Raw genomic sequence first — 11,508 nt, 5'->3', positions numbered from 1 at the left:
TCCGCTCAACCCATACGGAAACTCTGCCTCCTGGAGAGCACCGAACGCGAGCTCCTAACGGCCCTGAAGCTTGATCCCGAGGCCATTTAGGTACTACACCAAGATAAGAGCTATCATCATGATATATAATAAGTTCCGAGTTGCCGATAAAGCTATTGGCGAAAGTCGGGTCAGAGTTTTTAGAGCTTTTGGAATTTTCCTGGGACGAGGCCGTCGGGATTGATGCGGATGCGTCTCGGTCTTTCCTCGGTTTCCCAAACCGCCTCGACCTGAGGTCCGTCCACGACAATCATGGCCCTGTGAGAGATGCGCCCGATTCTCCACTCGACCCAAAGCGGAAAGACAAACACATCGTGAGGCTGAAAGACCCGGATCCTGGTCCGAAATCCGTTTTCCGTTTTTTCGACCTGGGAGGAGAACCGGACCCGGGGAAGCTCATGCCGGAAAAACCAGCCCTGGAAAAAATCCTGGAGATCGCGACCCGAGGTTTTTTCCACGGCTTGAATGAACTGTCCCGTTCGAGCCCGGCCGTGCCGGTGTTCCCGGAAAAATTCCCTCAGACAACGATAAAAGAGGTCTTCGCCGAGGATATCGGACAGCATATGCAGCGCCAGAGACGCCTTGTTGTAGACAATCGCCTGAAAAGCCTCATAATCGGTATAGCTCAGGCGTGAGCCGAGGATGACCGGGCCGCGATGGGATTTTTTTTCCGTCCAGCGCGAAAGTTTTTTGATGATTCCCCCGAATTCGCGTTCCCCGAACTGTTTTCTCAAATAGAGAACCGCCGCATATTGGGAGAGGCCTTCACTCAGCCACTGATCGCGGTATGTGGCCCAGGATACGGCCTGTCCCCACCACTGGTGGGCGATTTCATGAGCCAGAAAGTAATCTTCCCGGGCGGACACATCCACGGGGCTGTTGAGGGCCAGTCCATAGCGCCTCTCTCCGATCCACGGCGGCTCATTGAGCACGATGAACGAGGGGGGACTGTGTCCTCCCCGGACGGGCCAAAGCCTGTGGACGACGCGGAAGGAGTCATAGGGGAAAGGCCCGAACAACCCGGAATAAAACTCAAGGATCTCCGAACTTTTCTCGGCCAGTTCACGCCAGGGAACACTGATTTCCGAAGAAACATGAACACTGAACGGTACGGGCGAGTCCCGGCTTTGGGTCTTGTCGAAACGCCCGACGATAAACGCCAGATATTTGACGGGCGTCCGCGTTTCCCACAGGAAGGACGACGATCCGTTCGAGCCGGCAGGATTCCCGACCGAGAGACAAACATACCCGGGTGGCACGACGATACGCATGCGGGCCGTAAAATATTTTTCGTCCGCCGGGGCCGGATACCATAAGGCATTATGGGTGAAGAGATAGGTCTCATAGCGCGGCCGGAAGACCACGACTTGGTCCCGGACTCTGGATTGAGAGAGCACATCGGACATCGGAGGAATGGGAAAAATCCGTCCCCGGTATTCGATCTCCAACTCGAAGGGTTCGCCCCGTTCCGGAGGGACAATGAAATAGGCATAAAAGAGATTGCGCAATCGATCCTGTGTCACAAAAAGATCCCGGCCGGCCGGATCTCTCACCTTGAGGATTTCGAGATCGGGATTCAGACGAAATTTTACGGCGTCGAGCGCTTCGACCCGGGAGGCGATCCGGATGCGCGCCTTCGCCGACAGGGATGAGGATTCCGGGTTGTAATCGACATCAAGGTCGTAATGCCGAACATCGAACTTTTCGCCGAAACTGACGAACATGCGGGGAAGCCGTTCCTCGTCGGCCCGGCGCGGCGAATACATGTTGACGATTCTGTTTTTGGTGCGATCAAACAGGCTGATTTCTTCCTCGGAAAACGGATGATAGATATAGGTCATCAGCCCGGTTTTTCGACCCCGAAAATCAAAAACGGCTTCATCGCCCTGGGGAAGGAACGATAAAAGGCCTTGATCCATGGGGCTTTCGATCGTGAAGGATCGTCCGTAATTGCGCGAGAACACGGCGGCCGCCGATTTTTTTTCGGTTTCGGAAACGGCGACCCGGGGATCGTCCTCAAAGTCCCGGATCGTGACTCTCGTCAAGAAAAAATGATTCGAACATCTCAGAAACACGTGGTCCAGGGTGTCTTCGAGAATGGGGCGTCCGTACATCAACTCGAGTTGGTGTTTCTCGATGTCGTCGGACGGCTGGAATGTCAAATGTCCCTTGCCTAGAACGACAAGCGCCGTATCGAGATGAGGGATATTGTCGAAAAAGACGGCGGCCTCCTCAAAAACGATCTTGATGTCGCGGTGTTCGATCTCCACGCGAGAGCTTCGCCCGTACCGTCCGGAGGGGATTTGGAGCTTGTAAAGGTTGGCCACAGATCCGGAAGGTTCCCGGCGGATAATCCGCCAGCGCCCATCGAGGCGTTCCATAAAAAACTTCCAGTTTTCGGCGATCACGGCATGTTCGTTTTGAAAAAAGGCCTGAAGAAAAACGACCGGACGGCCGGTTTCGTCCGATCCCCGTCCCGACATTCGGAGAGTCAAGCGATCCATTTCGAAGACGTCGAAATAGCTTCGGACGGCGGCGTTTTCGGAGTCCCGGAGATCGGGAGTGAGAAACGCCAGGTATCCGGCGATGTCTTTCTCTTCGAGACGTTTGATGATCCCGTCAAGAAACAGATCCAGGGTTTTTTCATCCGGGCCGGGTCCGGCCGCGACAGAGGTCACCAAAAGGATGGCCATCAGAGAGATTCGAAAATAAACCTGCAACATGTTCCCGTTTAATCCGGCTGCAAGACTATTATACAGCACGATTTATGCCAATGGCCAATTCGCGTTATCCCCCCTCTAAAAAACCGTCCCCATTCAGGATTGTGTAAATTTTTTTTTACTTTTTGAGATCGCGGCCCAAAACTTTCTCGACGTCGGCCACTTTGCCTTCGATGCGATTCGATGCTCCCCGGCGGTCGTCGATGGAAATGCGGGTGAGAACGCGAGAACCGTGAGCCATCATTTTTTCGTGGCAGGCCTTGATGAGAGGGATGACGGCGTCCCAATCGCCTTCAAGGATGGTCCCCATGGCCGTCAACCTGTAGGGTAGACCGCTTCCATCCACAAGATCGAGCATTTCGGCCACATATCCGGCCAGCTCCTCGCCGCGGCCTATCGGAATGATGCTGAATTCGACGATCATATCGCGGATTCCTCTTTTTTCCTGCCGTTGTTTTTCTTCAGGCGTTCTTCCCAGGTCACGAAGCTGTGGAAGAACAGGGCGTCCCCCTCATCGATGCCCCGGGTGATTTCCGTGATATGGGAGGTCGTTGCGCCGAAAGCTTCAATGGCGTAGATGACGGCTTTTTCCGGATCGACATGGCTTCCGCAGGTGTAAATATCCAGAGCCCCATAGCCCATTTCCGGCCAGGTGTGCGTCGAGATATGAGATTCGGAAATCACGACGACTCCGCTGACGCCGTTGGGAGGAAAACGGCTGAAAGAAATGGCCCAGACCTGGGCTCCGGCGATTTCCGCCGCCTTGACCAGGATTTGCTGAACCTTCTCGACGCTTCCGATGATATTCGGATCACAGCCGGAAGCTTCCACGATATAGTGATGGCCGATGGACGAATGAACCTCTTTAGCCATAGGAATCTCCTTACTCCGGAAATCAAAACGCGTTAAAAAATTGATTATGTCACATCCTGGAAATCTGTCAAGAACGGCGCACGGCGTCGGGAATGAAGACGCGGGGATCTTCCTTGACGACATTCAGGACGATATGGGTCACGGTCCGCTCGACACAGGGCACCGCCAGAAGATTTTTCAGAAACGCATTCAGATCTTCGCGGCCGTCGAAACGCCCGACGATCAGCGAATCCCAATCCCCGGTCACATCATAAACCGCCGTGACGCGGGGATCTTCGGAGATTGTTTTCTGGGTTTCGATGAGCCGGCCTCCCGAGATCCGGACGGCAACGATGGCGGTCAGGCCGCTTCCGAAAAACTCGGGATCGGCGAGAGGGATGTAGCCGCGGATGGCACCGGCTTTTTCCATTCTTTTGACGGCATTGATGACCGCCGTCGTCGAGATGCCGATATCCTTGGCAATTTCCCGAAAGCTTTTTCGGGCATTGCTGTTCAGGATCGCGAGAATCTTCCTATCCATATACACAGCCATGACCCCCTCCTTTACACATGGATCTTTTCAAAAGAAATATAGATACATTTGTTTTTATATGACAAATATTTGTTGACACTCAATCTTGTTTTTGATAGAAAAGTTGACATTATGAATCTCGCTCAAAAGCTTCGCGCGGCGTTTTATCCTAATGGAAAACGGCCCTATGGGTCAAGCCGTCTAAAATGACAGGAGGTGAATGATGATCGGAAACGTCCATAATCCCCTTGCCGAATGGGGCTTCGGTTCCGAACAGGATGTCCTGGATTTCATTCTCGCCCCGGACAGGAATATCGGATTCATCCGCATCGTCTTTCCCGACATCCTGGGTCGCCCCATGGATTTCGCCATTCCGGCGGCCGAGTTGGAACGCGCCTTTTCCGACGGCAAGGGTTTCGACGGGTCCTCGGTCGAAGGCTTTGTCCGCATCGAGGAAAGCGACCTCGTCATCCGGCCGGACTACCGGACATTCCGTGTCCTGCCCTGGGAATACCGGGGCTTCAACGGACAGCCCGCCTGGCGGGAAGCCGTGATGTTCGGAGACATTCTGACACCCGATGGAACGCCCTATCGGGGCGACAGCCGTCATGTTCTCAAAACCATGCTGGATCGGGCCTCCGGAGAATTCGGTTTCGACGCTTTCAAGTGCGGCCCCGAGCTCGAATTCTTCATCTTCGCCGACGACCGGGAACCCACCGCCCTGGACGTCGGAGGATATTTCTTCAGCGGGCGGCACGGCGAGATCCGCAAGGAAATTCAGCTCTACCTGAACCGCATGGGCATTGCCACGGAATACGACCATCACGAAGTCGCCCACGGCCAGCATGAGATCGATCTCCGCTATCTCGATGCGCTGGACATGGCTGACACGGCCATGATTTTCCGGTACATGGTGAAAAAAGTCTGCCGGATGCACGGGCTTTACGGAACATTCATGCCGAAACCCGTCAACGGACAAAACGGCAGCGGCATGCATGTCCATCAGTCCTTGTGGAAACCCGGCCGAAACGTCTTTTTCGAGGCGGATGCGCCCTACCAGCTTTCGGATACGGCCCGGAGCTTCATGGCGGGGTTGATTGTTCACGCCCGGGAGACTTCGGCCATTTTCAGCCAGTGGATCAACTCCTATAAGCGGCTGATCGAGGGCTTTGAGGCCCCCGTCTATATCGCCTGGGGTCAGAAAAACCGATCCGCCTACATCCGGGTCCCGAAATACCAGCCCGGAAAAGAGGCGGCCACCAGGATCGAACTCCGATCCCCCGACCCGGCCTGCAATATTTATCTCGCCCTGGCCGTGATGCTTGCCGCCGGACTCGAAGGCCTTCGGAAATCCTGCGATCCATGCGGTCCCGTTGAAGACAATATCTACGACATGAGCGCCGCACACCGGAAAAAGCTCGGCATCGAAATTCTTCCTCGCAATCTCGAAGAGGCGATCCGCATCATGGAAAAAAGCCGGTTGGTCCGAGACTGCCTGGGGGATCATATTTTCTCCTCGTTTCTCGCCAACAAACGCCGGGAAATCGAAATGTATCAGCGGAACGCCTCCCGGGAATTCGACAGCCGGGTGAGCGAATACGAAATTCGGACCTATCTGCCCGTTCTTTGACCTTTTCACGCGGGCCGAGGTGTGCTATAACTACACCCGTTCATCATGGATATCGTATCGATCGTCATCAGCTTGTTTGTGCTGCTCTTCGCCATCACCATCCACGAAGCGGCGCACGCCTGGTCGGCCCACAAGCTCGGAGACCCGACGGCCTGGAGCCTTGGGCGGGCTTCGTTGAATCCCGTCGTCCACATCGACCCCTTCGGCACGGTTCTCTTTCCCATCATTCTCGCGGTCATCGGGGCGCCCGTCTTCGGCTGGGCCAAACCCGTTCCCGTCAACCCTTACAACCTGCGGAACCCGCGCCGTGACAACCTGTGGATTTCCTTTTCGGGTCCGGCCGCCAACCTGACGGCCGCAGCGGCGGGACTGATTCTGATCCTCCTTCTCAAGGCCTTGAACCCGGGCCTGACGGAATTTCTGCGCGACTTTCTCTTTTTCCGCCAGGGTTTTCCCCGCGGCATCTTTCCCCTCCATGGAGTCATGCTGATCCTCTTTTACGGAGTTTTGATCAACACCTACCTGGCCATCTTCAACCTCATCCCCGTCCCGCCCCTGGACGGCAGCGGCATTCTTTCCGGTCTTCTTTCAGACAAAGCGGCTGAAACCTACGATCGCATCCGCCCCTATGGATTTTTTATCGTCCTGGCTCTCGTTTACCTGGGTGTTCTGGGTTTCATCGTCCGCCCGATCCAGATTGTCATTTTCACCTTGATTTTTTCCTGATCATGAGCACTTCCGAAAAAAAGACGGTTTTAAGCGGCATGAGGCCGACCGGCCCTCTCCATCTCGGCAATTACGTGGGCGCTCTCCGCAACTGGATCCGCCTTCAGGACACCCACCGGTGTTTCTATTCGATCGTCACCTGGCATGCCCTGAGCTCGGAATACACAAACACCAAATCGCTCCGAAACTATACTTTTGAAGTCGCCGTCGACTGGATCGCCGCCGGGCTGGATCCGGAAAAATCCGTTCTCTTTATCCAGTCCGAAGTCAAGGAACACGCCGAACTCCACCTTCTTCTCTCCATGATCGTCCCTCTGCCCTGGCTTGAGCGCGTGCCGACCTTCAAAGAGCAGCAGGAACAGCTTCGGGACCGGGATTTGAATACTTACGGTTTTCTCGGTTATCCCCTGTTGCAGACCGCCGACATTCTGGTCTACAAGGCCCAGGTCGTCCCCGTCGGCGAAGATCAGGCCTTTCACCTGGAGCTGGCCCGGGAGATCACCCGCAGGTTCAATCGGTTTTACGGCGAGGTTTTCCCCGAACCCCAGATGCTCCTGACCGAGGTTCCCAAGCTGTCCGGCACGGACGGCCGGAAAATGAGCAAATCCTACGACAACGCGATCTACATGAAGGATACTCCGGATATCATCCGCAAAAAAATCGCCGTCATGGTGACCGACACCCGAAGAAAACGCCGTTCCGATCCCGGTGTCCCTGAGGACTGTCCGGTTTTCACCCTCCACAAGGCTTTTGTCCGTCCTGAAAAACGCGAGGAACTGGCCCGGGGCTGCCGCACGGCGGAAATCGGCTGCCTGGAGTGCAAAACGGCTGTCATCGACGCCTTGACCGAGCTGTTCGCCGCCTACAGGGACAAACGCAGGGACTTGGAAGCCCACCCCCAAACCGTATGGGATATTCTCGAAGAAGGAAACTCCCGGGCCCGGGACGTCGCCCGGAGGACCATGGAGGACGCCCGGTCCGCCATGGGGCTCTGAAAATTGCCGGTTACGGGAAACACGCGTCATGGCTCTTGAACCCTCCACGGAAGGCTACCAGGTCAAACTCGAGATTTTTGAAGGTCCGCTCGACCTCCTGCTGTTTCTCATCCGGAAAAAAAAGATCGATATTCACGACATTCCGATCGCCCAGATCACGCGGGACTATCTTGAATACCTGGAGCGCAAGGACCGCATCAATCTGGACCGGGAAGCCGAATTTCTTTTTATCGCCTCTCTCCTGATCTACATCAAGTCCCAGCTTCTTCTGCCTCGGGAAACCGAGACGGCCGAAGGCGAGGATCCGCGCCGGATCCTGGTCGACCGTCTCGTGGAATACCAGAAAATCAAGGCCGTGTCCTCCGTCTTGCGCGATCGCGAGGAGGAACAACTTCTGCACTGGCGCAGGACGTTTTTGCCGCCGCTGCCCGAGGAAGACCCGCTGGAGGGAATGGACGTCTCCCTTTTCAACCTGGCCGAAGCTTTCTTCCTGATCATGAAACGCAAGTCCGCCGGCGATTTCCGCGTGATCAAGGGCCGGGAGGTCACCATCGGCGAAAAGATGACCGAACTCCTCGGCCTTCTGGAACGCGAATCCGTCATCGATTATAAGGACTATTTCGAAACCCAGGAGTCGCTCGAGGAAGCCCTGATTTCCTTCTTTTGCCTTCTCGAACTCATCAAGTCCTTCCGTGTCATCGCCGTTCAGGAAGAACTTTTCCAGACCATCAAGGTCTGGCTGCGCAAAGATTTTCCGAGGAATCCCGATCATGAGTGATCAACTGAAACCCATCATCGAAGCCCTGGTTTTCCTTTCTCAGGATCCCCTGACTTTGGATAAAATCCAATCCATTCTGGAGGGCACCCCCCCCGAAGAGATCCAGGCCGCTCTGAATGCCCTTACGGCGGATTATGCCTCTCCTGAACGCGGCATTTCCCTCCGGCTGGCAGGAGGAGGTTATGTTTTTTCAACCAAGCCCGAGCATGACGGCTGGATCCGCCGCCTGCTGATGATCGAGCGGAAATCCAAGCTTTCGGCGGCGGGTCTCGAAACTCTGTCGGCCATCGCTTATCACCAGCCCGTGACCCAGGCGGAAATTTCCGCTATCCGGGGAGTGGATTCCTCGGGAGCGCTTCGGACGCTTCTCGATAAAAAACTCATCAAAATCGTCGGAAGGAAAAAAGCGCCGGGCAATCCGCTTGTTTACAGAACATCGGAGCGATTTCTGCAGTATTTCGGGCTCAACAGCCTCGATGAGCTGCCCTCGACCGAGGAAATCGCCCGGATTCTCCAGGAGGACGCCGAACCCGAGACATGATCGCCTCGAATTCAACCTAAGTCTAGGTTCCTCCATAACTTAGGATTGACACCCGGCGGGAAGTCGGATAGTATGAGACACCCTGACACTGAACACGACGCCGTCGACATCATCCGGCAGCGCGACAATACGAAGATACGAAGGGAGAAGAGAGTTCCATGACAGATTTAACCAAGCATCCGAACAAGGACGACAAGATTTCCTCGGAAGATTACGCCGACCTTCTGGACAAGTACCAGTTCCAATCCGGGGACATCACCCAGGGCAGTATTGTCAGCGGCCGGGTCATCAAGTCGACGCCGACCCACATCCTCGTGGATATCGGGTTTAAAACCGAAGGCGCCATTCCCATCGAGGAATTCCGCGACCCCCGGGAAGCCGCGGCACTCAAGCCGGGCGATGCCGTCGAGGCCATGCTCGAAAGAACGGACCCCAAAGACGGCACCGTGATCCTTTCCAAGAGGCGGGCGGACAGCATCAAGGCCGTGGAAGCTCTGGAGAAAGCTTTCGCGCACAACAGCACGATCAGCGGATCCATCAAGGAACGGAACCGAAGCGGATATATCGTCGATGTGGGCATCGACGCATTTCTTCCGGAATCCCACGCCGACATCCGGCCGGTCAGGGACCCCGCCTCTCTTGTCGGTCAAACCTTCAAATTCCGGATCATGAAATTCGATCGGAAAAGCGAAAACGCCGTCCTGTCCCGCAAGCTTCTTCTTCAGGACGAACGGGAAAAAAGGAAACGGGCCGTGTTCGGGACCCTGGCCAAAGGACAGAAAGTCAAAGGAAAGGTCCGTTCCCTGACAAGCTTCGGCGCCTTCGTCGATATCGGGGGGATTGAAGGACTGCTTCATGTCTCGGATCTGTCCTGGGGCAAAACCGGACACCCCTCGGAGAAGATCTCCGTAGGCACGGAGCTCGAAGTCCTGGTCCTCGACTTCAGCGAAAAAACAGAGAAGATCTCCCTGGGTCTCAAGCAGATGACGCCCGATCCCTGGTCGAATATCCTGGACAAGTATCAGGGGGGGCAGCGGCTGAACGGCAAGGTCGTCAGCCTCACGGATTTCGGCGCCTTCGTCGAACTCGAACCCGGCGTGGAAGGTCTCGTGCATATTTCCGACCTCACCTGGTCCCGCAAGCTCGTTCATCCCAAAAAGATTCTTCAAGTCGGCCAGGAGGTCGAGGTCAGCATTCTCGACGTCAACGCCCAAAGCAAGAGGATCTCTCTCGGTCTCAAACAGACGACGCCGCATCCTCTGGACGTCTTCCGGCAGAAATGCGCCCCCGGCTCCCGGATCAAGGGCAAGGTCACCAGCTTGACGGACTTCGGCGCCTTCGTCGAAGTCGATCAGGGTGTGGAAGGCCTGGTCCACGTCTCCGACCTCAGCTGGGAGAAAGTCAAGCATCCGTCGGACAAACTCAAGGTCGGCGACGAGGTCGAGGTCGTCGTCCTCAACATCGATTCCGACAAGCAGAAGGTCTCCCTGGGCATCAAACAGCTTGAAGGCGACATCTGGGAGGATTTCGGCGCCCGCCATAAAGCCGGTGACATCGTCAAGGTCAAGATCGTCCGGCTCGCGGATTTCGGCGTCTTCGTCGAAATCATCCCGGGCATCGAAGGCGTCGTCTTTCTCTCGGAGCTCGATGACAAGAGGATCGAAAAGCCCTCCGATGCCTTCGCGGTCGGGGATGAAAAAAACGCCAAGATCCTCAAGATGAACCCCCGGGCCCGGAAAATCTCCCTCAGCTTCCGGCAGGCCCAGTTCGATCTTCAGAGGATGGAGTTCCAGAAATATATGGATACCCAGGACGATAAAATGACGCTGGGGGACATCATGAGAGACCAGCTCATGAACTTCCGAAGACCCGCCAAAAAGAGCCGGAAGGAGGACTGAGATGATCAAGGCCGATCTCGTGACCAGGATCTCCCTGGAATTGAACATCCCCAAACAGGAAGCGGAGGAGGGAGTCAACCTGTTTTTCGAGGCCATCAAGGACGCTCTTCTGAAAGGCGAAGAGATAGAAATCCGGGGGTTCGGAAGCTTCCGTTTCCGAACCCGGACATCCCGCTCCGGACGCAATCCCCGAACCGGCGAACCCGTCGATGTTCCGCCCAAGAGAGTCCTGTATTTCAAACCCAGCAAACTGCTCAAGGAAATGATCAACGCCTAAATGCTTCGCTATATCGCCGCGCCGTGGAGGGAGCCCTACGTGAGAAAAACCGAGAAGGCGGAAGGATGCATCTTTTGCCTGGCCGGAAAGACCAAAGGGGATGCCGGCTCCCTTGTCCTTCATCGGGGCCGGCGTTCCTTTGTCATTCTCAACCGCTATCCCTATACGCCGGGACACCTGATGATCGCACCGTTTCGACATCTCGATGATCTCGATCAGGCCGGCACGGAACTCGCCGGAGAACTCATGGCCTTGATCCGGCTTTCGCTTCGGGTTCTCAAATCCGCCTACAAACCGCAAGGATTCAACATCGGGATGAATCTCGGCCGGAGCGCCGGGGCCGGCGTGGCCGATCATTTCCATATTCACATCGTCCCCCGCTGGACGGGAGACGCCAACTTCATGCCCCTGGTGGGTCGGACAAAAATCATGCTCGAAGACCTGGATACGACCTGCCGGCGTCTGCGGCCCCTGTTCACGAAATCGCGCGCGGCGGCCGCCCGCAAAGAACGCTGAGAGG

Annotated in this window: 12 protein-coding genes; 8 read left to right on the top strand and 4 right to left on the bottom strand. The window is 55.8% G+C overall.

The genetic code is table 11. The features are described from left to right. Window positions 1-179 precede the first annotated feature (179 nt). The 4 genes from SCM96_13195 to SCM96_13180 all read right to left on the bottom strand — a co-directional run bounded on the left by SCM96_13195 (window position 180) and on the right by SCM96_13180 (window position 4,164). Window positions 180-2,732 (bottom strand): M1 family aminopeptidase, encoded by a 2,553-nt coding sequence (locus SCM96_13195; protein ID MDW7761575.1) that lies wholly within the window; start codon window positions 2,730-2,732, stop codon window positions 180-182. Window positions 2,733-2,877: 145 nt separating this feature from the next. Beyond that, a complete protein-coding gene (locus SCM96_13190; GenBank protein ID MDW7761574.1) occupies window positions 2,878-3,183 on the bottom strand; it encodes an MTH1187 family thiamine-binding protein in 306 nt (101 codons plus the stop codon). Further along, window positions 3,180-3,632, bottom strand: coding sequence for an adenosylmethionine decarboxylase (gene speD / locus SCM96_13185; protein MDW7761573.1), 453 nt, complete (start codon window positions 3,630-3,632; stop codon window positions 3,180-3,182). Before speD ends, SCM96_13190 begins: the two co-directional genes overlap by 4 nt. Window positions 3,633-3,699: 67 nt before the next feature. Next, window positions 3,700-4,164 carry an Lrp/AsnC family transcriptional regulator gene (locus SCM96_13180; protein ID MDW7761572.1) on the bottom strand — a complete coding sequence of 155 codons (465 nt, stop codon included), beginning with the start codon at window positions 4,162-4,164 and terminating at the stop codon, window positions 3,700-3,702. Window positions 4,165-4,363: 199 nt separating this feature from the next. Between SCM96_13180 and SCM96_13175 the strand changes: the two genes are divergently transcribed. The 8 genes from SCM96_13175 (at window position 4,364) to SCM96_13140 (ending at window position 11,504) form a co-directional block, all read left to right on the top strand. After that, complete coding sequence (locus tag SCM96_13175) at window positions 4,364-5,773, top strand: glutamine synthetase family protein (GenBank protein MDW7761571.1); 1,410 nt, start codon at window positions 4,364-4,366, stop codon at window positions 5,771-5,773. 45 nt (window positions 5,774-5,818) lie between these two features. Next, window positions 5,819-6,499 (top strand): site-2 protease family protein, encoded by a 681-nt coding sequence (locus SCM96_13170; GenBank protein MDW7761570.1) that lies wholly within the window; start codon window positions 5,819-5,821, stop codon window positions 6,497-6,499. Window positions 6,500-6,501: 2 nt separating this feature from the next. Next, window positions 6,502-7,494, top strand: coding sequence for a tryptophan--tRNA ligase (gene trpS, locus SCM96_13165; GenBank protein ID MDW7761569.1), 993 nt, complete (start codon window positions 6,502-6,504; stop codon window positions 7,492-7,494). A gap of 28 nt (window positions 7,495-7,522) precedes the next feature. Next, on the top strand, window positions 7,523-8,272 hold the full coding sequence (locus SCM96_13160; protein MDW7761568.1) for a segregation/condensation protein A: 750 nt from the start codon (window positions 7,523-7,525) through the stop codon (window positions 8,270-8,272). After that, window positions 8,265-8,813 (top strand): SMC-Scp complex subunit ScpB, encoded by a 549-nt coding sequence (gene scpB, locus SCM96_13155; protein ID MDW7761567.1) that lies wholly within the window; start codon window positions 8,265-8,267, stop codon window positions 8,811-8,813. The genes SCM96_13160 and scpB overlap by 8 nt, the downstream gene beginning before the upstream one ends. A 158-nt stretch (window positions 8,814-8,971) precedes the next feature. Then, complete coding sequence (locus SCM96_13150) at window positions 8,972-10,711, top strand: 30S ribosomal protein S1 (protein MDW7761566.1); 1,740 nt, start codon at window positions 8,972-8,974, stop codon at window positions 10,709-10,711. A gap of 1 nt (window position 10,712) precedes the next feature. Beyond that, window positions 10,713-10,988 carry an HU family DNA-binding protein gene (locus SCM96_13145; GenBank protein MDW7761565.1) on the top strand — a complete coding sequence of 92 codons (276 nt, stop codon included), beginning with the start codon at window positions 10,713-10,715 and terminating at the stop codon, window positions 10,986-10,988. A 39-nt stretch (window positions 10,989-11,027) separates the two neighbouring features. After that, window positions 11,028-11,504, top strand: coding sequence for an HIT domain-containing protein (locus SCM96_13140; GenBank protein MDW7761564.1), 477 nt, complete (start codon window positions 11,028-11,030; stop codon window positions 11,502-11,504). Window positions 11,505-11,508: the final 4 nt, after the last annotated feature.

The sequence above is a fragment of the Acidobacteriota bacterium genome, from assembly GCA_033549365.1.
Lineage (GTDB): Bacteria > Acidobacteriota > Aminicenantia > Aminicenantales > Saccharicenantaceae > JAWSUF01.
The sequence above is the reverse complement of the archived record's forward strand: the minus strand, read 5'-3'. Positions and strand labels throughout refer to the sequence as shown.

Bases quoted from the DNA above. Each gene is read 5' to 3' on its own strand.
- SCM96_13195 (MDW7761575.1), bottom strand. From the start codon at position 2,732: ATGGCCATCCTTTTGGTGACCTCTGTCGCGGCCGGACCCGGCCCGGAT.
- speD (MDW7761573.1), bottom strand. From the start codon at position 3,632: ATGGCTAAAGAGGTTCATTCGTCCATCGGCCATCACTATATCGTGGAA.
- SCM96_13190 (MDW7761574.1), bottom strand. From the start codon at position 3,183: ATGATCGTCGAATTCAGCATCATTCCGATAGGCCGCGGCGAGGAGCTG.
- SCM96_13150 (MDW7761566.1), top strand. From the start codon at position 8,972: ATGACAGATTTAACCAAGCATCCGAACAAGGACGACAAGATTTCCTCG.
- SCM96_13175 (MDW7761571.1), top strand. From the start codon at position 4,364: ATGATGATCGGAAACGTCCATAATCCCCTTGCCGAATGGGGCTTCGGT.
- SCM96_13180 (MDW7761572.1), bottom strand. From the start codon at position 4,164: ATGGCTGTGTATATGGATAGGAAGATTCTCGCGATCCTGAACAGCAAT.
- SCM96_13170 (MDW7761570.1), top strand. From the start codon at position 5,819: ATGGATATCGTATCGATCGTCATCAGCTTGTTTGTGCTGCTCTTCGCC.
- SCM96_13145 (MDW7761565.1), top strand. From the start codon at position 10,713: ATGATCAAGGCCGATCTCGTGACCAGGATCTCCCTGGAATTGAACATC.
- trpS (MDW7761569.1), top strand. From the start codon at position 6,502: ATGAGCACTTCCGAAAAAAAGACGGTTTTAAGCGGCATGAGGCCGACC.
- SCM96_13160 (MDW7761568.1), top strand. From the start codon at position 7,523: ATGGCTCTTGAACCCTCCACGGAAGGCTACCAGGTCAAACTCGAGATT.
- scpB (MDW7761567.1), top strand. From the start codon at position 8,265: ATGAGTGATCAACTGAAACCCATCATCGAAGCCCTGGTTTTCCTTTCT.